The following is a 21,945-nucleotide window of genomic DNA, read 5'->3' as shown; positions in this document are numbered from 1 at the left end:
CCGGGAGGGGCGGGGTCCGCGGCATAGGCTTGGGGGGTGCTGACTCGGCTTCGACGGAACTCCTGGGTGCGCCTGGCCCTGCTCGCGCTGGTGTGCGCGTGCGCGGGCGCCGCCCTGTACGCCAACTGGACGCAGGCACGGGCCGCTGTGTCCGAGCTCCCGCTCTGGGTGCTGCCCACGGCGGTGCTGGCGGGCATGCTGGGGCTGGTGGCGCAGATGATGGCGTGGCGCTCGCTGCTGGCCGGTCTGGGCTCGCCGTTGCCGAGGGCGGCGGCCGCCCGGGTGATGTTCGTGGGCCAGCTCGGCAAGTACCTGCCGGGGTCGGTGTGGGCGTTCGTGGCCCAGGTGGAGCTGGCCCGTGACTGGCGGGTGCCGAGATCGCGGGGGGCGGCGGCGACCCTGCTGGCGATCGCCGTCACGGTGGCCGTGAGCCTGGCGGTGGCGGCGGTGGCCCTGCCGCTGTCCTCCGCCGAGGCGGCCCGGCGCTGGTGGTGGGCGCTGGCCGCCGCCCCGTTGCTGTTGGCCTGCCTGCACCCGAGGGTGCTGGGGTGGGGGGTCCGGCTGGCGGCCCGCCCCTTCGCGCGGTTCCGCGAGGTGGCCGAGGCGGGTCCACTGGAGATCGGCGGGCGTTCGGTCGCGACGTCGGTGTCCTGGACCCTGGTGGCGTGGGTGCCGTTGGGCGCGCACGTGTGGTTGCTGACCTGGGCCGTGGGGGGCGACGCCCTGGGATCGGTGGGCCCGGCGGTGGGCGCCTACGCGCTCGCCTGGACTCTGGGGCTGCTGGTGGTGTTCGCGCCCGCCGGTCTGGGCGTGCGCGAGGTGGTGCTGGTGGTGGCGCTGGCGCCGGTGGTCGACGCGGGCGCCGCCCTCGTGGTGGCGGTGCTGTCCCGGCTGGTGATGACGGTGGCGGACGTGGGCTGGGCGGGGCTGTCGCTCCTGTTGTCGCCGGGACCGCCGAAGGGTGGTTCCGGTGACGGGGAGGAGGGTTCTGGGCCGGTGCGCGGAGCGTCCGTGGGGGATCCGGAGAGACCGTCCCCGAGGGCGCGTACGGGACCGGGCTCCGAGCGGGAACCCGAGTAGGGCCCGGCGCGGGGAGCGAGGAGGAGACGCGTCCGGCCCGAAGTCCGGAAACGGTCCGGAGGCGACCGGGCGGGCCCTGGGTGGGCACCGAACGGCAGGGAACGCCCCGCGCAACAAAACAGGAAAGAAACCTTCTTTTTTGGCGGGACGCGGCCTATGCTCATGCCGTATGAACTGGGCCCCCCGCTTCCCACGTGTCCTGTCCGCCCTCGCCGTGACCCTCACACTGGCACCGGCCACCCTCGGCGCGGCCGATCCGGCGACCGAACCCACGGCCGAGGCCACCGCCGAAGGCCCCACCCACGCGTACGTCAAACCCGCCGACGTGGCGTGTGACCAGGGCGCGGGCACCCTCACCGTGGTGGGTCAGCTCTTCCCCGTGGTGAGCGACTCCCCCGACGGCCAGCCCGAGCTCTCCCTGAGCCTGGCCGCCGAGCTCGCCGCCGACAGCGAGGAGGACGGCGAGGACGAGACCGAGGGCGAGGAGGGGACGACCGACCTCGAACTGGAACTGGTGCCGAACCCCGAACCGCTGCCCGGGATCAGCGCCGAGGACATGGGCGCGGCCACCGAGCGCGCCGGAACCCTCACCGCCACGCTCTCCGGCGACGACGGCAGGCTGCTGACCGGTGACGATCCGCCCGGCCTGGCCTGGGAGGACTGGGAACCGCCACTGGGCTTCTACGAGGTCCGCGTGGCCACCGAGACCTTCAGCCTGCCCGGGTTCGGGGACTGCACGGTGACCGCCGCGACCCCGCTGAGCAGCGTCCAGGTGGGCACCGAGGACGAGCTGACGGAACAGCGCGCGTCGGGCCAGGAGGCGTCCTCCGACCCGCGCGCGTACCTCCCGTGGGTCCTTCTGGGCGTGGGGGTGCTCGGCGCCGTCTGCATGCTGGTGCCCGCCGTGCTCCACCTGCGCCGCCGCCGGGCGTCCTGAGGTCAGGCGGACAGCAGCCGGTCGGTGTAGGCCCTCCAGTACGGTTCGGCGTCCACCGGCCGGACACCCTCCCTGAGCCGGGCGGGCGTGCCCGGCTCGTAGAAGGCGGCCAGCGCCCGGGCGAGGTCCGCGACGTCTCCCGGTTCGCAGAGCAGCCCGTCCACGCCGTCGCGCACGTGGTCCGCGAGGGTGCCCGCCCGGGTGGCGATCACCGGGAGACCGTGCTCGTGCGCCAGCCACACGTTCTGGGTGGCGGTGGCGGAGCGGTAGGGCAGCACCAGGGCGTCGGCCCCGGCGAGCAGCCCGGGCAGCTCGTCCGCGGGCACGTACCCCTCGCGGAACCGGACCCGGTCGGCCACGCCCAACTCCCCGGCCAGGTCGGCGAGGTCCGTGGAACCTCCCCAGAACTCACCGGCGACGGTGAGGGTGACGTCCTCGGGCGCCCCCTCGGCCAGGGCGCGCAGCAGCACGTCCACCCCCTTGTACGGGCGGACGATCCCGAAGAACACCAGGTTTCGGTGCTCCCCCGAACCACCGGCACGCGCTCCCCCGGTCTCGGGCAGGTGCGGCGGCATCTCCGCGACCACGGGACGCGGCCGGTCCGGGCCGAGCAGCCCCTCGGCGAGGTGGCCCTGTTCGGCCGAGTGGGTGAGGACCCCGTCCACCCGCCGCAGCAGCGCGCGTACCAGGGACACGTCCACCGCCCGGCGCTCGTGCGGCAGCACGTTGTGGCACAGCGCCACCACCCGGGTCCCCCGCCGTCGCGACCTGATCCCGGCGAGGACGCCGAGGTAGGCGGGCACCTGCACCGGCGAGAACAGGGTGAGCACCACCAGGGCGTCCTCGCCCGCGAGCCGACGCCCCGTGCGCCACCAGCCGTCCGGCCGGTACCAGGCCAGCTCGTGGCGGGTGTCCGGGTACGGCTCCCCCTCGGGGTCGGTGATGGTCTGCGTGCCCGGGTAGAGCGCCGCCGGGTACTGCGCCCGCCAGGACTCGACGCCCGTCTCGTGGCCGAGCGCGCGCAGCCGGTGCGCGAGCTCCGTCGTGTGCCGGGCCCCGCCGCCCTTGTAGGGGTGTGCGGGGCCCACGAGGGTGATCCGGCCGGTCACGGGTGCTCCCTGGAACGCACGATGAGGTCGGCCAGGAGCGCGATCGCCGCGATGATCAGCCCGGTCATGAGGATCATGACGGTGTTGTTGGGTATGTAGAGCGGGTTGCGGACCTGGTCGTAGACGAACTTGACCGCCCCGATCCCCAGCAGCCACAGTGCGGGCGGCATGAGGACCTTGAGCGGGTTGAAGTACATGACCATGCGGAGCACCTGGAGGATGTACCGGTAGGCGTCGCGCACGAAGTGGAACTTGGACGTCCCCGCCCGCTTGGCGTACTCGATGGGCACGTACCTCAGCGGGTGCTGGTTGGACAGGAACGCCAGCGTGATGGTGGTGACGCAGGAGAACCCCGGGGGCAGGAGCCGCAGGTAGGGGCGGGCGACGTCCCTGCGGAACACCCGGAGCCCGGAGTTGAGGTCCGGGATGCGGGTGTTGGTGAGGCGTTCCGCGACCTTCCGGATCATCCACTTGGCGGGGACCCGGAGCGCCTTGTGCGATCCCCTCTCCTGGGTGCGCGCACCCACGACCTGGTCGATCTCCGGGTCGTTGTCGAGCATGGCGACGAGCTCGGGGATGCGCTCGTTGGGGTAGCTCATGTCGGCGTCGGTCCACGCCACGAACTCGCCGCGCGCCCGCTGGCTGCCGATCCGCCGCACGGTGCCCGCGCCGCCGTTGTGCCCGAAGGGGACCACCCTCATGTGCGGGAAGAGGCCCTCCACCTCGCGCAGCCGGGTCAGGGTCTCGTCGGTGGAGGCGTCGTCGACGGCGAGCAGTTCGTACGTGTACCCCGAGGAGTCCATCGCCGAGCAGATCCGTTTGATCTCGTCGACGACGTGCTCCTCCTCGTTGTAGCAGGGGAGGACGATCGTGACCCGCACCGGCGGGGCGTCGTGCTCCGGGGCTCGGCCTGGGGCGTCTGCGTGGCTCATGGTCCTTCTCAGCGGGGTGGTCGAGGGACGGGCGGGGGTCTCACGCCGGATCGTTCGTGGCGGGCAGGACGGCGGTCCACACACTGCCGTTGAAGGTCCAGTGTCCGGTCGGGGGTTCCATGAGGGTACTGGGGTCCATCTGGGCGACGACGTGGAAGTGCCGTTCGGGTTCGACCGTGGACCCGGTGAGCGCGTCGAGCGGTTCCCAGTCGGGGGCGGCCAGCACCGCGTCCCGGCCCCGCTGGTGCACGGCCGAGACGACCCTCTCGACCGCCTCCGGGGAGGGGTCGTCCAGGGAGGCTGTGGGCACGCCGCAGACGTTGCGCAGCAGCGGCATGTAGTTGCCCGCCAGCCCGGGGTCGACCACGATGACCGAGGAGTCGGGGGGCAGCGACGCGCAGAGACTCTCCGTCTCGGCCACGGTGCCCACGTCCTGCCGGTACCCCATGATCCCCGACGCCGAGGTGACCGCTCCGGGTCCGAGCAGGGCGACCGCCGAACCGGCGGCCACCACGACCGGGAGGCTCCGCACCATCGCGGTGGCGCGGGTGTGCCGGACGGAGTTCTCGCAGTAGCGGGTCAGCCAGGCCAGGAACCAGACCGCGAACAGCACGAACGCCGGGATCACCAGCACGATCAGGCGCCTACTGGCCCAGGGGTGGTCCGGGGTGATGGCGGGGCGCAGGAGCGTGGTGGAGACCGTCCACACGAGCAGCATGGCGGGCAGCAGCCACTGGAGGTCGCGGCGCTGCGTGAGGCGCCGCAGGACCAGCGCCACCCCCAGGGAGGCGAACAGCACGGTGCTCAGCCCCACGTACCAGCCCACCCAGTACAGGCTCATGTCGTAGTAGGTGCGGCTCCCCTCGATCGGCAGTCCCTCGATGTCCTGGACGGAGGCCACCCACTGGTCGGTGAAGTCGCTGCCGTGCCCGTAGTCCGGCCAGAGCAGGGGGCGGACGGCGAAGCCGACCATGACCAGCAGCGCGAGCAGCGCCATCGCGTTGGGCAGCCAGCGGACCCGCTCGGTGTGCGGCAGCCCGAACCGCCACAGGGCGGCGGTGAGCGCGACGGTGACGCCGAGGACCGCGGCGCTGATCAGCAGGAGCGGGTTCAGGGAGTCCGACAGGTACTCCAGGTACGGCAGCGAGTAGCCGTACCCCGCGACCAGCCCGTACCCCACGCCCACGCCGAGGCCGGTGAGCAGTGGCAGCGCCTGTCCGCGCCTGGCGACCAGCAGCAGGCCGACGAAGCCCACCACCGGCAGGAGGTCGCGGATGGCGTCGATGCGCACCAGCACGCCGAGGCCGAACACCACCCCGGCCACCAGCGCCAGCGCCTGGGGGCCTCCCCAACGGTCGGTGAGGGCGCGTCTGCGGCTCAGGGCGTCGAAGGCGAGGACCATGCCGCCCAGGAGCAGGATCTGCGCGAGGGGCTCGCTGTAGGTGAACCGGCTGACCCACTGCTGGGGCAGGCAGACCGCCAGGATCAGGGCGGCCAGCGGGGCCCAGCGGGCGCCGACCAGGCGGGCGGTGAGCCCGGCGAAGGTCAGCACGCCCAGCGCTCCCAGGACCGGGGTGGTCACCAGCATGCCGTCCAGGCCGCCGAGCCAGTAGCCGACCGCCAGCACCAGCGGCGCCCCGGCCATGAACTGCGGCCAGATGACGTCGTCGCGCTGGTAGTGGGCGAGGCTCTGGTAGCTCAGGGCCGGGTCGTCCCCCGCGATGAGTTCCCGCTGCTGCGGGATGGGCAGGAACCCGTTCTCCGCGATCCAGGCCGTGTACATGGCGTAGGAGGCCGGGTCCCGCCGGATCACCAGGGCCTCGGCGTGGTAGGCGATCTGGACGACCGCGAAGCCCACGGTGACGACCACGACCGCGACCACCGGCCACCAGGGCACGTCCTCCTCGTCCGGCGGGTCCGGGAGCAGGCGCGGTACCAGGGCGCACGCCGCGACGACGGCGGGCAGTCCCAGGACGAGTCCGGTCAGCGGGGTGAACTGGCCCAGGACCAGCAGGGGGAAGGCGACGAGGAGCCAGGCCGAGAGGGCGATCGCGGGGAGCGCGGTCACACGGGCGAGGAGCCGTCCGGGAAGCAGGCGCATGAAGGCAACTCTGGCACTTCGCCCTTCGCTACGCACACTCCGTCCCCAACCAGGGCGCGACCGTGACAAAGGGGGCGTGCTCGGAAGGGGCGGCCGCGGGCGGGGGCGGTCCGGGAGATCGGTCCGGGAACACGCCCTAGCATGGGCGCCATGTCCGACTCTCCCGCGCGGCTCTGGCGCGCCCTCGTCTCCGCCGATCCCACCCGCCCGTTCGTGACCTCCTACGACGGCCTCGGGGACCGGATCGAACTGTCCCGGGCCACTCTCGACAACTGGGTGTCCAAGACCTCGAACATGCTCGTGGACGGCTTCGGTACCCAGCCCGGCGATCGGATCTCGCTCGCCCTGCCGCCGCACTGGCAGTCACTGGCGTGGGTGCTGTCCTGCTGGTCGGTGGGGGCGGCCGCGGTGCTCTCCGGTGAGGGCTCGGCGCCCGAGGTCGCGGTGGCCGGACCGGACCGCCTCACGGAGGCGCTGGACAGCGGGGCGGAGGAGGTCGTGGGCACCTCCCTGGACCCGTTGGGCCTGCCGCTGCGCGAGGTACCGCCGATGGTCACCGACTACACCGTGGAGGTGCGCGGGCACGGAGACCACTTCCCCGCCTACCCGGTGGACGCCGCCGAACCCGCCCTGGAGTCCGCCGGGCGCACTCTGACCGGCGCCGAGGTGGTGGCGGCCGGACTGGCCCTGGCCAAGGCGTGGGACCTGGGTGAACGTGACCGCCTGGCGGTCGTCACGGCTCCCGACGCCCCGCTGGACTCCTTCGGCGCGGACCTGGCCGTGGTCACCGCCGCGATCGCCTCCGGGGTTCCCCTGGTACTCACCCCGCCGCCCGCCGAGGACGGGCTCCAGCGGTTCCTGGACCGGATGGGCGCGGAGGGCGTGACCGTCCTGTACGGCACCGAACCCGCCGGGGACCTGCCCTTCCGCCGGGTGACGCGGTAGGGGCCACGGTCGCTCCCGCCTATGCGCCGAGGGCGAGGCTCCAGCCTCGTCCGCTCCGGCGCGACTCCGAGCGGGACCGGCGGGCTCCCTCCGCCCGCTCGGCCGCTCGGACCCTCCGGGCCTCCTCGCGCCGCTCCTTCCGTGCCTGGCGCGCGGCGCGCTCCTCGCGGGCGGCCCGTTCGGCCTCGGCCCGGTAGAGGTCGGCGGCCTGTGCGGCGAAGTCCGGGTGCATGGTGTCCCCCTGCTGGTCCGTGTCGGCCGGGAACCTCCCGGCTGGTTACAGACTCCGGCTAAGGCACCCGGCCGCACATCGGGAGACTTCACCAGATGACGGCGCCGTGCCCCGCCTCAGAGGGCGCGGGACACGGCGTGAGGACGTCTGAGGTACCTCAGAGGGCCGGTGGGGGGCGGTGGGGCCGCACGGCGGTCCGGGCTCAGGACTCCCGGTAGTAGGCGTCCGCGACGATCCCGGCGCGCGTCGACTCGTCGTAGGTGTACACCTCGCGGCCGTCGACGAACACGCGCCGGGCGCGGCTCATGATGTCGAGCGGGTCTCCGGACCACACCACGACGTCGGCGTCCAGCCCGGGGCGCAGGGACCCGACCCGGTCGTCCAGGCCCATGATCTCCGCGGGGTTGACGGTGAGCGCGCGGATCGCGGAGTCGCGGTCCATGCCCTCCTTCACGCACAGGATGGCCTGGTACACGAGGAACTCGATCGGGATGACCGGGGCGTCGGTGGTGAGGGCGACCTTCACGCCCGCGCGGTCCAGGATGCCCGGGTTGGCCAGGGTCCGGTTGCCCACCTCCACCTTGGAACGGCTGGTCATCAGCGGACCGGTGATGACGGGGATGCCGCGCTCGGCGATCTCGTCGGCCAGCAGGTGGCCCTCGGTGCAGTGGTTGATGATGAGGCGGTAGCCGAACTCGTCGGCCAGGCGCATCGCGGTGTGCATGTCGTCGGCGCGGTGCACGTGCTGGCACCAGGGCACCTCGCCGTCGAGGACCTGGACGAGGGTCTCCAGGGTGTTGTCGCGGTCGAAGGGCGTGCCCTCCTGGGCGGCGTGGTCCCGCTTGGCCTTGTAGTCCTGGGCCCGGGTGAAGGCGTCGCGGATGACCGCGGCCACGCCCTGCCGGGTGGAGGGCAGGGTGTCCTTCTTGCCGTAGACGCGCTTGGGGTTCTCACCGAGGGCGCTCTTGACGCTGGCGGGCTCCTTGAGGAGGCGGTCCTCGACGCTGCGGCCCCACATCTTGAGGGCGACGGTGCGGCCGCCGATGGGGTTCCCGGAGCCGGGCTTGATCACCGAGCTGGTGACGCCTCCGGACAGGGCGTCGGCGAAACCCTGGTCGGCGGGGTTGATGGCGTCGATCGCGCGCATGCGGGCGCCGTTGGGGTCGGTCATCTCGTTGGTGTCGTCACCGGCCCAGCCGATGGTCTCCTCGTGGATACCCACGTGGCCGTGGGCCTCGACGAAGCCGGGAAGGACCCACTGACCCGCGGCGTCGACGATCTCGGCGCCCTCGGGGACCGTGACGTCGGCGGCCGGTCCGACGGCGGCGATCTTCCCGTCGGAGATGAGGACCGTGCCCCCGTCGATGGGGTCGCCGTCGACGGGAACCACGTATCCGGAAGTGATTGCGATATCCATGGCGGGCAACCTAGCCCATGGACGGTCACGTTCCCAAGGCCGTTCCGTGACCGATCAGCCAACGACCGGTCAGCCCTCGGGCCAGCGCACGGTGAGGAGTTCGGACTCGGGGGTGAGGTCCACACTGGCCTCCTCGATGGAGTCGCGCACCATGCGGCAGTGCCCGACGTCCTCGGTGTCCCCGGTCAGCTCGCCGCCCTGCGCGGCGAAGGCGTAGACCATGCTGGGGCGGTCCGCGAACTCCATGATCCGGAACGCGCCTCCGAGGCCCGGGTGGTGCGGGGTCTCCTCGGGGATCACGGCGAGGCTGAGGATGCCCGCCTTGACGAGGTCCCCGAGGAAGTCGCGCTGTCCGTTGAGGACGTCGGCGCCGCCCTGGGGCCGCTGGAGCACGGACTCGTTGAGGACCACGCGCAGCGCGGGGCCGTCGGGGCCGGTGGTGGCGGCGCGTTCGGCCATCTCGTCCTCCACCAGGGCCTCGATCTCCTCGCTGTCGAGGTTGGGGTGGCGGGGTTCGAGGATCGCCCGCGAGTACTCGCGGGTGCGCAGGAAGACGGGGACCGCCATCGGCTGGTGCTCCCAGAGGCGGGCGGCGTGCGTGCCGAGCTCGCTCATGTCCCCGAACTCGCTCGGGAAGGCCTCCGCCTGGAGGGTGATGGCCCACGCGTCGACCAGCTGGTGCTCGGTGCCCAGCGCGGTGTCGACCCTCTCGACCAGTGATCGGGCCGGGCGGCAGTGCGCGTCCTCGACCTCGCGGAGCTTGTCGTCGGTGACCCCGACGTTCCTGGCGAGCTCGGCACGTGAGAGGCCCCGATCGGAGCGGGCACGCAGCACCCGTGCCCCGAAGGGGAGCCACATCGCCGACGGCAACACGGTGTTCACGCCCATAACCTCTCCCGTCCTAGGCCGGTCAGCAGTCACCTGTGGAGGGCAGGTGGTGACGTACCCTCTGTCCGACGCCCCAGCCCCTGTGGTCCGACCCTCCCCGGTTCGGGGCGGCTGGTCAAGCGACCGGGCGGGTGCGGCCATCCGTGATAAGTCAGTACAAAGCCGATGATGTCGCCCCAGCGCTGTCGAGTGTTTCCCCCGATTGGAAGGTCCGTTGGTCTACTTCGCCCTCTTCCTTGCCCTCGCGTCGCTCGTCTTCTGGGTCTACGTGCTCTTCGACGTCATCGGCTCGGACTCCGAGAGGATCCGTCTCCTGCCCAAACCGGTGTGGGCGGTGATCGTCCTGCTCCTGCCCAAGGTCGGCGCCGCGCTGTGGTTCCTGCTCGGGCGCCCTCCGCGCGACCCCGCGCTCGCCCAGGGCCCCGCGGGCCCGCCCCCGCCCTTCCCCGAGTACGAGCACCCCGGACGTGCCCGCGCCGTCTCTCCGGAGGAGGACGAGGCGTTCCTGCGGCGCTGCCGTGAGCGCGCCGAGGAGCAGCGCCGCCGCGCCAGGGAGATCCAGGAACGCGAGTCCCGGGAGCGTCAGGAGCGTGAGCACGGGGGACGCGACGCCGGAGGGGCGTCCGGCTCGGACGACTCCCGCCGTGACGACGACGAGGACCCGGTCGGTCCGTCGTCCTGACCGCCGTCCGAAGGGCCCGGAGCACGCCGGATCCGCCGTCGGGCCAGCCCACGGGACCGGCGCCCACCCGTCCGGAGTAACCTGTGTGCCGCCCCGCCGCGAACCTGACCCGGAAGTGAACCGATGAACCGCTTGACCCTGCCGGTAGCGATCCTCGCCTCCACCGCCCTCCTCGTCACGGCCGCGTGCCAGAACGAACCGGAGACGCCGGAGTCACCGGAATCCCCCGAGGCCACGGAGGCCACGGAGACGGAGGTGGAGGTCCCCGACGTCGACGGGGCCACCCTGCACACCAGCGAGGGCGACATCGAGGTGGAGTTCTTCGCCTCGGACGCCCCGCGTGCCGTCACCAACTTCGTGGAGCTCGCCGAGGGGGACGGTCCGAAGAACGAGGAGACGGGCGCCGCCGAGTTCTACGACGGCACGGTCTTCCACCGCGTGATCGACGGCTTCATGATCCAGGGCGGCGACCCGACCGGCACCGGTCGCGGCGGCCCCGGCTACACGTTCGAGGACGAGTTCGACTCCGGTCGCGCGTTCGACGAGCCGGGTCTGCTCGCCATGGCCAACTCCGGCCCGAACACCAACGGTTCGCAGTTCTTCCTCACGGTGGAGCCCACGCCGCACCTGACCGGCCTGCACACCATCTTCGGCAAGGTCGCCGACGAGGAGTCGATGGAGGTCGTGGACGCGATCGCGGTCGTCGAGACGGACAGCGCCGACCGCCCCACCAGCGACGTCGTGCTGGAGTCGGTCACCGTCAAGCGCGCGGAGGACTGACCCCCGCGCGAGCGGACCGAACGGCGGCGGTGCCCTGGGGCACCGCCGCCGTCGTCGGGCCACACCTCCGGGATCGTCAGCGCCGTCGCTTGGCTCTGGCGGCGCGGGCGCGCTCCACCGCGGGGCCGATCGCCTCGACCAGCCGGTCCACGTCCTCCTCGGTGGACGTCCGTCCCAGGGACAGGCGCAGACTGCTCAGGGCCGTGTCCGGGTCCGCGCCGGTCGCCAGCAGCACGTGACTGGGCTGCGCCACCCCCGCCGAGCAGGCCGAGCCGGTGGAGCAGGAGATGCCCCTGGCGTCGAGCAGCATCAGCAGGGCGTCGCCCTCGCATCCGGGGAAGGACAGGTGCGCGATCCCCGGGAGACGCAGCTCCGGGTCGCCGTTGACCACCACGTCGGGCACGACGCCCCGGACCCGGGACTCCAGTTCGCCTCGGAGCGCGGTGAGGTGCTTGGCGTGCTCCTCGCGGTCACGGACGGCGGCGTCCACGGCGGTCGCGAGGCCGCGCGCCAGCGGGGCGGACAGCGTTCCGGAACGGATGTCGCGTTCCTGGCCGCCACCGTGCAGGACCGGGGTCGGGGCGATCCCCCGGGCGACCAGCAGGGCTCCGGCGCCCACCGGACCCCCCAGCTTGTGCCCGCTGAGGGTCAGGGCGCTCACACCGCTCGCGGCGAAGTCCACCTCCAGCGCGCCCACAGCCTGGACCGCGTCCGTGTGGAAGGGGACTCCGTACTCGGCGGCGACGGCGGCCAGCTCGCGCACCGGCTGCACGGTGCCGATCTCGTTGTTGGCCCACATCACGGAGACCACGGCCACGGAGGCGGGGTCACGGTCGATCGCCGCGCGCAGCACCTCGGGAGCCACCCGGCCCACCGCGTCCACGGGCAGTTCCTCGCACACGGCGCCCTGGTGGTCGGCCATCCAGCGCGCGGGGTCGAGCGCGGCGTGGTGCTCGACGGCGCTGACCAGGACACGAGTGCGCCGGGGGTCCTCGGCGTTGCGGGACCAGTACAGGCCCTTGATCGCGATGTTGTTCGACTCGGTCCCGCCCGCGGTGAAGACCACCTCGTGCGGGGTGGAGCCCACCGCCTCGGCCACACGTTCTCGGGACTCCTCGACGGTACGCCGAGCGGTCCGTCCGTGGCCGTGCAGGGACGATGGGTTGCCGAGCGCGCCGAGCTGCGCCGCCACATCGGCGATCACCTCGGGGCGGACCTCGGTCGTGGCTGCGTGATCCAGATACACCATGGCGCATTCCAGGATACGTCCGACCACATCCGCCCCCATCCCCCGCCCCGTCTCCTCCTCCACGGGCCGTGCGGGCGGGTCCGCCGCGCCCGCCCGCCGTCGCGTCGTCCCGCCCCCGACACGTGGCCCGCTCCTCTTCCGACGCCTCCGTCCACAGGCCGACCACGACCTCCTCCGCGTCCGACCACGGACCGATAACCTTGGACCATGCCTGACTCCGTGCCCACGCCGCCCGCCTCGCCCGCCACTCCCTCCGGGGAGCACTGGCCCGCGCCCGTCGCGCGGCAGCCGGTGCGCGCCCGCGTCTCCCTTCCCGGATCCAAGTCCGTCACCAACCGGGCGCTGATCCTCGCCGCGCTCTCCGAGACGCCGTGCGTGGTACGCCGCCCCCTGGTGAGCAGGGACAGCGAGCTCATGGTGGGTGCCCTGCGCGCCCTGGGCACCCGGGTCACCGAACTCCCCTCCGACGACCCGGAGGTCCCGGACCTGTCCGTGACCCCGGTGGCGCCCCGGGGCCCGGCCGCCGTGGACGTCGGCAACGCGGGCACCGTCATGCGGTTCGTGCCGCCGCTGGCCGCCCTGGCCTCCGGGGACGTCCGCTTCGACGGCGACCCCCGCGCGCGTGAGCGGCCGGTGGACGAGCTGCTCGGCGCCCTGCGCGCGCTGGGCGCCGACATCGACGACGAGGGGCGCGGCGCCCTGCCGATGACCATCCACGGCACCGGTGCCGTCCGCGGCGGCGAGGTCACCCTGGACGCCTCGGGCTCCTCGCAGTTCGTCTCCGCGCTGCTGCTCAGCGGTGCCCGTTTCACCGAGGGCGTGCACGTGCGGCACGAGGGCCCGCCGGTCCCCTCCCAGCCGCACCTGGACATGACCGTGGAGATGCTGCGTGCCGTGGGCGTCCGGGTCACCACGGGCGAGAACGCGTGGAGGGTGGAGCCGGGCCCGGTCCGGGCCTCGGAGATCACCGTCGAGCCCGACCTCTCCAACGCCGCGCCGTTCCTGGCCGCAGCCCTGGTCAGCAAGGGTGAGGTGACCGTCCAGGGATGGCCCGAGCACACCACCCAGCCCGGCGACGCGCTGCGCGATCTCTTCACCCGGATGGGCGGCGAGGTCTCCCGCTCCGGTGAGGACCTCACCCTGCGCGGTACCGGCGAGATCCACGGGATCACCGCCGACCTGCGCGACGTGGGCGAACTCACCCCCACCATCGCCGCCGTGGCGGCCCTGGCCGACTCCCCCTCCCGCCTCACCGGGATCGCCCACCTGCGTCGGCACGAGACCGACCGCATCGCGGCGCTGGCCGCCGAGATCAACCGCCTGGGCGGGGACGTGGAGGAGCTGCCCGACGGGCTGCTCATCCGGCCCCGGGCCCTGCACGGCGGGGTCTTCCACTCCTACGACGACCACCGGATGGCCACGTCCGGCGCGGTGATCGGGCTCGCGGTGCCCGGGGTGGAGGTGGAGAACATCGCCACCACGCGCAAGACGCTGCCCGACTTCCCGGGTCTGTGGTCGGAGGTCCTGGCATGAGCCGCACGCGGGGCGGGGGCCGCCACCTGGACGAGGACGACATCCGTGTGCGCGCCCGAGGCGGCTCCAAGCCCCGCACCCGGAACCGGCCCAAGCACGAGAACGCCGTGGAGGGCCTGGTCACCGCCGTGGACCGGGGGCGATACCGCTGCCTGGTGAACGGTGTCCCCGTGGTGGCGATGAAGGCCCGCGAGCTCGGCCGGGGATCGATCGTGGTCGGTGACCGGGTGGACGTGGTCGGAGACCTCTCCGGCAGACCCGACACCCTGGCCCGCGTGGTGCGGGTACGCGAGCGCGCCTCCGTGCTCAGACGCACCGCCGACGACACCGACCCGGTCGAGCGGGTGATCGTCGCCAACGCGGACCAGCTCGCGATCGTCTGCGCCCTCGCGGACCCGGCCCCGCAACCGCGCTTCGTGGACCGCTGTCTGGTCGCCGCGTACGACGCCGGGCTCGAGCCGCTGCTCTGCCTCACCAAGGCCGACCTCGCCGCGCCGGACGAGATGCTGAGCACCTACGAGCCCCTCGGGCTGCCCTACGAGGTGCTCGGCCCGGAGGGTGACCTGGACGAGCTGCGCGGCCGTCTCGCGGATCGCACCACGGTGTTCGTGGGCTCCTCGGGTGTGGGCAAGTCCACCCTGGTGAACAGACTGGTGCCGGGCACGGACCGGGCGGTGGGCCACGTGAACGCCGTCACCGGCCGTGGCCGCCACACCTCCACGTCCGCGCTCGCCCTGCGGTTCGAGGGCGGCTGGCTGATCGACACCCCCGGCGTGCGCAGCTTCGGCCTGGCGCACGTCTCCCCCGAGGAGATCGTGTCCGGGTTCCAGGACCTCGCCGCACTCGCCGCCGACTGCCCGCCCGCCTGCTCCCACCAGCCCGACGCCCCGGAGTGCGCCATCGGCGCGGCTCTGGCACGCGGCGAGGTGGACGCCGAGCGGGTGGCCTCGCTCCGCAGGCTCCTCAGCAGCCGCGAGGGCGACGACGACACCGAGGACGCCCCGCCGCCGCCCGGCCCCCACTCCTGACACCCGCCGGGCCCGGGTGCGGTCGGCCTCTACGGAGGGGTCGACCGAACGGGCTCAGGCCGTCCGGGCCCCGGTGTAGCCGGCGGGCAGGCGGTGTTCACGCCCCCAGGCCCCCAGGGGCTCCAGGGCGCGGTTCAGGCTGCGGCCGAGGTCGGTCAGCGAGTACTCCACCCGGGGCGGAACCTCGGAGAAGTCCTCACGCCGTACGATCCCGTCGTCCTCCAGCTCGCGCAGGTGCGAGGCGAGGACCTTCTCCGTGATGCCCGGCAGGGCGCGGCGCAGCTCACCGAACCGGTGGGGACGTTGGTCGAGCGCCCACAGCACCAGCACCTTCCACTTGCCGCTCACCACGTCCATCGCTGCGTCGATCCCGCAGTGATACCCGTCCCGCCCCTGTTTGGCGGCCATGACCCCCACCCCGTCCACCTGCTCGCTTACCCCGAAGTGCGCGCCCACTCCGAAGTGCGTACTTGTCCCGTGCCGAGCGCGGTACAAGCCTAGACACATGACCAACGACAACAAGCCCCGCGTCGTCCTGCTCGGACTCGGCGCCATGGGCACCGCCCTCGCCCAGGCCTGGCTGCACGCCGGGTACCCCCTGACCGTCTGGAACCGCACCGCCTCTCGCGCCGAGCCCCTGCGCGCGCTCGGCGCCGACGTGGCCGCCACCGCCGCCGAGGCGGTCGCCGCCGGAACGCTGATCGTCACCTGTCTGATGGACGACGCCTCCGTCGGGGACGCCCTGGCCGGGGCCGACCTCGTCGGCAGGGACCTGGTCGACCTCACCACGGGCACCCCGAACGAGGCCGACGCCCGCGCCGTGTGGGCGCGGGACCGGGGCGCCCGCTTCCTCAGCGGCGGCATCATGTCGAGCCCGTCGATGGTGGGCGTCCCCGAGGCCGGCGGGTACGTGTTCTACAGCGGCTCCCGGGAGCTCCTGGACCAGCACGAGTCCGCACTGGCGGCCGTCCTGGGCGTGCGCTACACGGGCTCCCGCCCCGGCTCCGCGGCCCTGTACGACATCGCGCTCCTCAGCGCCATGTACGGCATGTTCGCCGGGGTCTCCCACGCCTTCGCGCTGGTGCGCGAGGAGGAGATGCCCCTGAAGGAGTTCTCCGGCCTGCTCACCTCGTGGCTCACAGCCATGCTCACGTCCAACGACACCGTCGCCGACCAGCTCGACAGCGGTGACTACACCAGGGACGTGCAGGCCAACCTGGGGATGCTGGTGTCCGGCTTCCGCACCTTCGAGGTCGCGGCGCGGGAGCAGGACGTGGACTTCCGGCTGCTCGCGCCCTACCTGGAGCTGCTGGAGGAGCGCCTGGGCCAGGGGTACTCCGACGAGGGCACGGCGGGCGCCATCGGGCTGCTCGCGAAGTCCGCCTAGTCCGCGGGCGACCGGCCCGCCGTGCGGGCCCCGCGTGCGTGGGGTCCCGGCGGGCCGCTCACTGTGGTCGGGGGGAGGGGGCCTCGGGGTCGACGGTCCCGCCGCGGCGCCGGTCGCGGGCGCGGTCGCTCTCCGTGGACCCCTGGTCCACGGGGTCGCCGAGCGGCACCTCGCCGCGTTCGCTACGCCCCCGTCCCTCCGGCACCTCCGCCTCCTGACGGTCGACCAGCAGCATGCCGTGCACGACCGTCTCCACCCGGTGGGCCGCCCGGTCCGGATCCACCGGTTGGAGCGCGTACGAGACGGTCAGTCTCAGGGCGACGTCCGCGACCGCCTCCGCGGTGCCGGACGGCACCTGCGGGCAGTGCTCCGCCAGCGTCCAGGCGATGCGTTCCCGCAGCGCGTCCAGGAGCGGCGCCGCCCGGGTGGTGAGCACCGGCAGGAGCTGGTCGTCCCCGGTGACGACCGCGCGCAGCAGGGGGTTGTCCCGCGCGGCGAGGAGGACCATCCGGGTGGTGCGGCTGACCGCGTGGGCCGGGTCGTGGCCGTCGGCCGCCAACATCTCCTCGACGGTGTCCAGGAGTGCCGTGACCTCCCTCACCACCACCGCCTGGAGCAGGCCCTCCTTACTGCCGAACACGTTGTAGAGGGTCTGCCTGGACACCCCGGCGGTGGCGGCGACGTCGATCATCCGCCGCTCGCCCCAGTGCCCCGCCAGCACCTCGGTGTAGGCGGCGTCCATCAACCGTCCACGCACCCCGGTGCCCTCCCGGGGCCGTCTCTCTCCGCTCACGCCACCCATCCTCGCACCCCATCCCCGGGGTCGCGCTCCCCCTAACACTCTGGTCACGCCGGGGGCGGCGCTTTGGGCATGTTCGTGCCCGGGAGGGTAGCGTTACCGGCCATGGTGTCCTTTGACGATGATCTGCGGCTGGCCCACGTGCTCGCCGACGCTGCCGACGACATCGCGGTGAAGCGGTTCCGCGCCCTCGACCTGGTGGTCGACACCAAGCCGGACCTGACTCCGGTGACCGAGGCCGACCGCATGGTCGAGGAGACCCTGCGCGGCGTGCTCTCCCGCGCCCGTCCGCGCGACGCCGTGGTGGGCGAGGAGTACGGCCGGAGCGGCAACAGCAACCGCGTGTGGGTCATCGACCCCATCGACGGCACCAAGAACTACGTGCGCGGCGTGCCCGTGTGGGCCACGCTCATCGCCCTGCTGGAGGGCGACCGGCCCGTGGTGGGCGTGGTGTCGGCTCCCGCGCTGCACCGGCGCTGGTGGGCCTCGAAGGGCGGCGGCGCCTGGGCCGGCCGCAGCCTGTCCAAGGCCTCCCGCTGCCAGGTCTCCAAGGTCCAGGAGCTCTCGGACGCCTCCCTGAGCTTCTCGTCGTTGTCCGGATGGGAGGACCAGGAGCGACTGGAGTCGTTCCTGGGACTGACGCGCTCCGTGTGGCGGACCCGTGCCTACGGTGACTTCTGGTCCCACGTGATGGTCGCGGAGGGCACAGTGGACATCGCGGCCGAGCCCGAGCTCTCGCTCTGGGACGCGGCCCCCCTGCCGATCATCCTGGAGGAGGCCGGCGGCCGCGCCACCAACCTGCGCGGGGACGGCTTCGAGGACGGCGGGCCCCTGGTGTGCAGCAACGGCGCCGTCCACGACCAGGTCCTCACCTGGCTCAACGGCGGACCCACCCCGTTGCGCCGTCCGGAATAGCCACCGGCAACCACGAAAAGCACCCGCGCGATTACTTTCAGTAGTAGCGTGCGCTGTGTGCTGACCACGACAACCCATCGACTCCGCGCGGTCGCGCTGTGCGGGGCGGCCCTCCTCCTGTCCACCGGGTGCGGCCAGGGCCACGGCCACACCCCGCAACAGCTCAGCGAGATGATCGCGGACACGGTGCGCGACGCCGCCGCCTCGGGCCCGCTCGGGCTCGGTGTGCCCGACACCCTGTTCGACCCCGCCCGCTACGCGTGTTCCCCCGCCGTGGACCCCGGGCTCCCCGGCGGCTGGCGCAGTGAGGCCCCGCGCGAGGCCGTCCAGGACGGGGATCCGGTGGAACTGGGCCTCTCCGACGCGGAGGGCGCACACTCCGGCCAGGTGGCCGCCACGGTGACCGGCCCGTCAGGGGAGAACTCCACCGCGGAGGCCGGCACGTCCGACGGCGGCTGGGCCCGCCTGGACTACCCGGACGCCTTCGACGGAGCCGAGGAGCTCACCACCGGTGTGTACACGGTGGTGTGGTCGGACGCCGGCACCGGAGCCCCCATCACCTGCGACGGCTTCGAGGTCGAGTAGGCCCGGCCCGTGTCGTGACCCCGTGTGTCCGAGAACGGCCAAGAGAATGTTCCTCCCGGGCTGAACCGAAACCCCGCGCGTTGGCGATGGGTCTGGTGAAACCCCGCGCGACGCGGGGCGACCCGGCGCCGCCCCTCGCCGCGCCGGGCTCCACAGACACACGGGAAGGGGCTCCATGCTGCGTTCCCTCACAGCTGGGATCGTGCTGGCCTTCGCCGGTTCCCGAGCCAACGTGGCCCGCACCATCCTGTCCTGCGCGGGCATCGTCGTCGGTGTCGGTGCCCTGATCATGGTGGTCACCGCCGGTGAACTGGGCCAGCGCTACGCCACCGCGTTCGGCGAGGCCAACGCCGGTCGGGCGGCGACCATGGAGGTCACCGTCTTCGACAAGGTCACCGACCTCGACGCGTTCGAGGAGGACCTCGGACGCGCGGGCGGGCTGGAGGTCTCGGTCCACAACCGGTCCGAGTCACCGCCTCCGCTGCGCCAGGGCGACCAGGTCTTCCGGGAGGTCGACATCATCGGTGTGGACGTCGCCCTCGGGGACATCCGCCGGATCAACCTGACCCAGGGCCGGTGGTTCACCGAGGCCGACCTGGAGTCGCGCGCACCGGTACTGGTGGTCAACGAGGCCCTCGCGGACGAACTGGGCGACTTCGCCGACGTGCAGCTCGGCGACGGCCGCTGGTCGGACGTGCGGATCGTCGGTGTGACCCAGAGTTCCGTCTACGAACGGGGCTGGTACAGCGCCTATCTGCTGAACGCGCCCGCCACCGGGGAGATCCTCTTCGGCCCCGCCTGGTCCCCCGAGAAGCCGACGGCCTCACAGGTCACCTACCTGGCGCGGATCGACCCCTCCGACTCCGCCGCCGAGGAGATGGACTTCGGTGAGGAGTTCACCGACCGCCTCGCCTCGGCCAGCTGGCGCTGGGGGGTCGACAGCCGGGACAGCCTGATGGCCTACCGCGCCGACAACTCCGAGATGACCGACGAGCTCATCGGCTACCTCTCGCTCGGGCTGATCGGTGTCGCGGTGATCACCCTGTCCACGGGCCTGCTCGGCGTCCTCAACGTCGGGCTCGTCACGGTCCGGGAACGACGCCGGGAACTGGCCACCTACCGGGCGCTCGGCGCGAGCCGGTTCACCCTGTTCGTGGCCGTGGTGATGGAGGCGGTGGTGGTCGCGGTGGTCGCCGGTCTGATCGCCCTCGCGCTGTCCTGGTTGCTCGTCGCCGTGGCCTCGGTGGTCATCGGAAACCTCATGTGGCTGCCACCCGACATCAGCATGACCGTTCCGCCCTCCGCCGCCCTGGTGGGACTGGGCAGCGCGGCCGTCGTCGGGCTCTTGGCCGGGATCATCCCCGCGATCCGGGCGCTGCGCGCGTCCGTCGTCGCCGGGCTGCGGGAATAGGAGACACAAGTGAAGAAGTGGATCATCATCGGCGCGGCCGTCACCCTGGTCCTGGGGCTGCTCGGCTCGGGCTACCTCCTGCTGTCCAGCTTCGGCGGTGGGGCGGACGAGGACGAGTTCCTCGGTGAGGCGGCGGTGGACGTCGGCGGCGCCCCGATCGAGGTCGAGCTGGGCACGGTCAGCTCCCTGCTGGTGCTCGACGCCACGGTGCGTCCGGAGCCGGGCAGGGCGCTCAAGGCCCCCAAGGGGGGCACCGTCACCCACCTGTGGCTGAACAACGGCGACACGGTGGAGAACGGCGCCCCGATCGTCAACGTGAAGGTGCCCGCCGAGACCACCGCGGGGGCGGACGAGGAGGGTGAGGAGGCCGCGGCGTTCACCGAGGTCTCCCTGTACGCACCCACCGCGGGGACGATCAGGGGCATGGGTGACGTGCGGGTCGGTGACGTCCTGGAGCCCGGCGCGACCGTGGCGACCGTCGCCCCGGAGCAGTTCCGCGCGGTGGCCACGGTCCCCGCGAACGACCTGTACCGGCTCTACGAGGACCCCGACGACATCATGTTGAAGATCGACAAGGGTCCGCCCGCCTCGGAGTGCTCGTTCCTCTCCCTTGGTTCGGCCGAGGGAGGCGCCGCCGAGGAGCCCGCGGAGGACGAGTTCTCCGATGAGTCCGAGGGCGCCGGGGGCGGTGCCGAGCTGTCCTGCCGAGTCCCCTCCGACCTCCAGGTGTTCGACGGCGTCCAGGGACAGATGTCGGTGAGCACCGGCGAGGCCGAGGACGTCGTGGCCATCCCGGTGACCGCCGTGCGCGGCACCTCCGAGGAGGGCGAGGTCCTCGTGGTGGCCGAGGACGGTTCCGAGGAGCCCCGCGAGGTCACCCTGGGCCTGTCCGACGGCCAGTTCGTCGAGGTCACCGATGGCCTGGAGGTGGGAGACACCATCATGGACCCGGTCCCGCTGGACCCGCGCTTCGACGTTCCCGGGGCGGAGTCCGAGGAGGACTTCGACGAGGAGTTCTACGGGATGGGTGGCTAGATGACCGCCGACGCTCCCTGTCCGTCGGTCGTGGCCCCGCGCCGACCCGGTCCCCCGCTCCTCCAGGTGAAGAACCTGACCAGGCACTTCACGGTGTCGGGAACCCGGATCGACGTGCTGCACGACTGCACCTTCGACGTCGCCCGGGGCGAGGTCGTGGCCATCGTGGGCCAGTCGGGGTCGGGCAAGTCGACCCTGCTGAACGTCCTGGGCCTGCTCGACAAGCCGAGCACCGGTTCCTACGTGTTCGACGGTGTGGAGACCACGCCCCTGCGCGAGGGCCGGATGTCGCGGCTGCGCGGGGACGGGATCGGGTTCGTGTTCCAGCAGTTCCACCTGTTGGAGCGGCGCTCGGCCCTGGCCAACGTGGGTGTCCCCATGGTGCTCGGCGGGGTTCCGGTGCTGAGCCGCCGCAGCCGCGCGAAGGAGCTGCTGGAGTCGGTGGGGCTGGGGCACCGCCTCCACTCCCAGCCGCACCAGCTGTCCGGCGGTGAGCAGCAGCGTGTGGCCCTGGCACGGGCGCTGAGCCGGGAACCCGCGCTGATCCTCGCGGACGAGCCCACGGGCGCCCTGGACGCTGCCAGCAGCACCATGATCATGGACCAGCTGATCGACCAGGCCCGGGTGCGCGACGCCGCCGTGGTCGTGGTCACCCACGACCCCAAGGTCGCGGAGAGCGCGGACCGCGTGGTGGAACTGGTGGAGGGCCGCACCCGCTGAACCGGACCCCGGTGCCGCACGGGAACGGCGGCACCGGGGTCGGCTCATTTCACCGTGGGGCGGGAACACGAAGAAGCGGCGGGTGGGTTTATAAAAACCGCGGGTCACAAATGGTATTGGGGTGAGGACTTTTAAAAAGCGCAGAGATGTTTTTAGGACGGAGAAATAAAACAAAGATAC

The 21,945-nt window shown here is 72.6% G+C and carries 21 protein-coding genes and 1 pseudogene; 13 read left to right on the top strand and 9 right to left on the bottom strand.

Annotation, left to right across the window (positions count from 1 at the left end; translation table 11 throughout):
* Positions 1–36: 36 nt before the first annotated feature.
* Both ACFW3L_RS23090 and ACFW3L_RS23085 read left to right on the top strand, forming a co-directional pair.
* Entirely contained in the window at positions 37–1,080 is a 1,044-nt protein-coding gene (locus ACFW3L_RS23090) for a lysylphosphatidylglycerol synthase domain-containing protein (RefSeq protein WP_378744758.1), read from the top strand.
* 169 nt (positions 1,081–1,249) lie between these two features.
* On the top strand, positions 1,250–2,017 hold the full coding sequence (locus ACFW3L_RS23085; RefSeq protein WP_378744745.1) for a hypothetical protein: 768 nt from the start codon (positions 1,250–1,252) through the stop codon (positions 2,015–2,017).
* Between the two features lie 2 nt (positions 2,018–2,019).
* On the opposite strand, the gene ACFW3L_RS23080 is transcribed toward ACFW3L_RS23085, so the two are convergent.
* Genes ACFW3L_RS23080 through ACFW3L_RS23070 form a run of 3 tightly spaced genes read right to left on the bottom strand, consistent with a single transcriptional unit; the run spans position 2,020 to position 6,159 of the window.
* Positions 2,020–3,126, bottom strand: a complete 1,107-nt coding sequence (locus ACFW3L_RS23080) for a glycosyltransferase family 4 protein (RefSeq protein WP_378744730.1) — start codon at positions 3,124–3,126, stop codon at positions 2,020–2,022.
* Entirely contained in the window at positions 3,123–4,058 is a 936-nt protein-coding gene (locus tag ACFW3L_RS23075) for a glycosyltransferase family 2 protein (protein ID WP_352387834.1), read from the bottom strand. The genes ACFW3L_RS23080 and ACFW3L_RS23075 overlap by 4 nt, the downstream gene beginning before the upstream one ends.
* A 40-nt stretch (positions 4,059–4,098) precedes the next feature.
* Complete coding sequence (locus tag ACFW3L_RS23070; RefSeq protein ID WP_378744707.1) at positions 4,099–6,159, bottom strand: hypothetical protein; 2,061 nt, start codon at positions 6,157–6,159, stop codon at positions 4,099–4,101.
* A 141-nt stretch (positions 6,160–6,300) separates the two neighbouring features.
* On the opposite strand from ACFW3L_RS23070, the gene ACFW3L_RS23065 reads away from it, so the two are divergent.
* Positions 6,301–7,104: a TIGR03089 family protein gene (locus ACFW3L_RS23065; protein WP_378744703.1), complete on the top strand. Its 804-nt coding sequence runs from the start codon at positions 6,301–6,303 to the stop codon at positions 7,102–7,104.
* 19 nt (positions 7,105–7,123) lie between these two features.
* Here ACFW3L_RS23065 and ACFW3L_RS23060 read toward each other — a convergent pair whose 3' ends face one another.
* The 3 genes from ACFW3L_RS23060 to ACFW3L_RS23050 form a co-directional block, all read right to left on the bottom strand.
* Positions 7,124–7,336 (bottom strand): hypothetical protein, encoded by a 213-nt coding sequence (locus ACFW3L_RS23060; RefSeq protein WP_378744690.1) that lies wholly within the window; start codon positions 7,334–7,336, stop codon positions 7,124–7,126.
* Positions 7,337–7,538: 202 nt separating this feature from the next.
* Positions 7,539–8,753: an amidohydrolase gene (locus ACFW3L_RS23055; RefSeq protein WP_378744683.1), complete on the bottom strand. Its 1,215-nt coding sequence runs from the start codon at positions 8,751–8,753 to the stop codon at positions 7,539–7,541.
* 69 nt (positions 8,754–8,822) lie between these two features.
* Complete coding sequence (locus ACFW3L_RS23050) at positions 8,823–9,641, bottom strand: Scr1 family TA system antitoxin-like transcriptional regulator (RefSeq protein WP_378744673.1); 819 nt, start codon at positions 9,639–9,641, stop codon at positions 8,823–8,825.
* Between the two features lie 214 nt (positions 9,642–9,855).
* Here ACFW3L_RS23050 and ACFW3L_RS23045 point away from each other — a divergent pair, with 214 nt between their 5' ends.
* Together ACFW3L_RS23045 and ACFW3L_RS23040 are read left to right on the top strand one after the other, a co-directional pair.
* Complete coding sequence (locus tag ACFW3L_RS23045; protein WP_378744662.1) at positions 9,856–10,323, top strand: PLD nuclease N-terminal domain-containing protein; 468 nt, start codon at positions 9,856–9,858, stop codon at positions 10,321–10,323.
* A gap of 123 nt (positions 10,324–10,446) precedes the next feature.
* Entirely contained in the window at positions 10,447–11,103 is a 657-nt protein-coding gene (locus ACFW3L_RS23040) for a peptidylprolyl isomerase (protein ID WP_378744650.1), read from the top strand.
* Positions 11,104–11,179: 76 nt separating this feature from the next.
* On the opposite strand, the gene ACFW3L_RS23035 is transcribed toward ACFW3L_RS23040, so the two are convergent.
* Positions 11,180–12,352, bottom strand: a complete 1,173-nt coding sequence (locus tag ACFW3L_RS23035) for a cysteine desulfurase family protein (RefSeq protein ID WP_378744639.1) — start codon at positions 12,350–12,352, stop codon at positions 11,180–11,182.
* Between the two features lie 207 nt (positions 12,353–12,559).
* Between ACFW3L_RS23035 and aroA the strand changes: the two genes are divergently transcribed.
* Entirely contained in the window at positions 12,560–13,885 is a 1,326-nt protein-coding gene (gene aroA / locus ACFW3L_RS23030) for a 3-phosphoshikimate 1-carboxyvinyltransferase (RefSeq protein WP_378744630.1), read from the top strand.
* On the top strand, positions 13,882–14,913 hold the full coding sequence (gene rsgA, locus ACFW3L_RS23025; RefSeq protein ID WP_378744611.1) for a ribosome small subunit-dependent GTPase A: 1,032 nt from the start codon (positions 13,882–13,884) through the stop codon (positions 14,911–14,913). Before aroA ends, rsgA begins: the two co-directional genes overlap by 4 nt.
* 54 nt (positions 14,914–14,967) lie before the next feature.
* On the opposite strand, the gene ACFW3L_RS23020 is transcribed toward rsgA, so the two are convergent.
* The gene (locus ACFW3L_RS23020; protein ID WP_378744594.1) at positions 14,968–15,321 is read right to left on the bottom strand and encodes a winged helix-turn-helix transcriptional regulator; all 354 of its coding nucleotides are present in this window, start codon (positions 15,319–15,321) and stop codon (positions 14,968–14,970) included.
* Positions 15,322–15,418: 97 nt separating this feature from the next.
* Between ACFW3L_RS23020 and ACFW3L_RS23015 the strand changes: the two genes are divergently transcribed.
* Positions 15,419–16,300, top strand: coding sequence for an NAD(P)-dependent oxidoreductase (locus tag ACFW3L_RS23015; RefSeq protein WP_378744584.1), 882 nt, complete (start codon positions 15,419–15,421; stop codon positions 16,298–16,300).
* A 217-nt stretch (positions 16,301–16,517) separates the two neighbouring features.
* On the opposite strand, the pseudogene ACFW3L_RS23010 reads toward ACFW3L_RS23015, so the two are convergent.
* Positions 16,518–17,102 (bottom strand): annotated as a pseudogene (locus ACFW3L_RS23010) (TetR family transcriptional regulator); the annotation flags it as partial.
* 102 nt (positions 17,103–17,204) lie between these two features.
* Here ACFW3L_RS23010 and hisN point away from each other — a divergent pair.
* From hisN to ACFW3L_RS22985, 5 genes are all read left to right on the top strand, one after another.
* Positions 17,205–18,014, top strand: coding sequence for a histidinol-phosphatase (gene hisN, locus ACFW3L_RS23005; RefSeq protein ID WP_378744573.1), 810 nt, complete (start codon positions 17,205–17,207; stop codon positions 18,012–18,014).
* A 57-nt stretch (positions 18,015–18,071) separates the two neighbouring features.
* A complete protein-coding gene (locus ACFW3L_RS23000; protein WP_378744559.1) occupies positions 18,072–18,599 on the top strand; it encodes a hypothetical protein in 528 nt (175 codons plus the stop codon).
* A gap of 175 nt (positions 18,600–18,774) precedes the next feature.
* Positions 18,775–20,010, top strand: a complete 1,236-nt coding sequence (locus ACFW3L_RS22995; protein ID WP_378744549.1) for an ABC transporter permease — start codon at positions 18,775–18,777, stop codon at positions 20,008–20,010.
* A gap of 9 nt (positions 20,011–20,019) precedes the next feature.
* On the top strand, positions 20,020–21,045 hold the full coding sequence (locus tag ACFW3L_RS22990) for an efflux RND transporter periplasmic adaptor subunit (RefSeq protein ID WP_378744538.1): 1,026 nt from the start codon (positions 20,020–20,022) through the stop codon (positions 21,043–21,045).
* Complete coding sequence (locus ACFW3L_RS22985; protein WP_378744528.1) at positions 21,046–21,765, top strand: ABC transporter ATP-binding protein; 720 nt, start codon at positions 21,046–21,048, stop codon at positions 21,763–21,765.
* Positions 21,766–21,945 lie beyond the last annotated feature (180 nt).

It is taken from the genome of Nocardiopsis sp. NPDC058789, assembly GCF_042745575.1.
Taxonomy (GTDB): Bacteria; Actinomycetota; Actinomycetes; order Streptosporangiales; family Streptosporangiaceae; genus Nocardiopsis; species Nocardiopsis eucommiae.
Note: the sequence above shows the minus strand (reverse complement) of the source record. Positions and strands in the feature narration are given on the sequence as shown.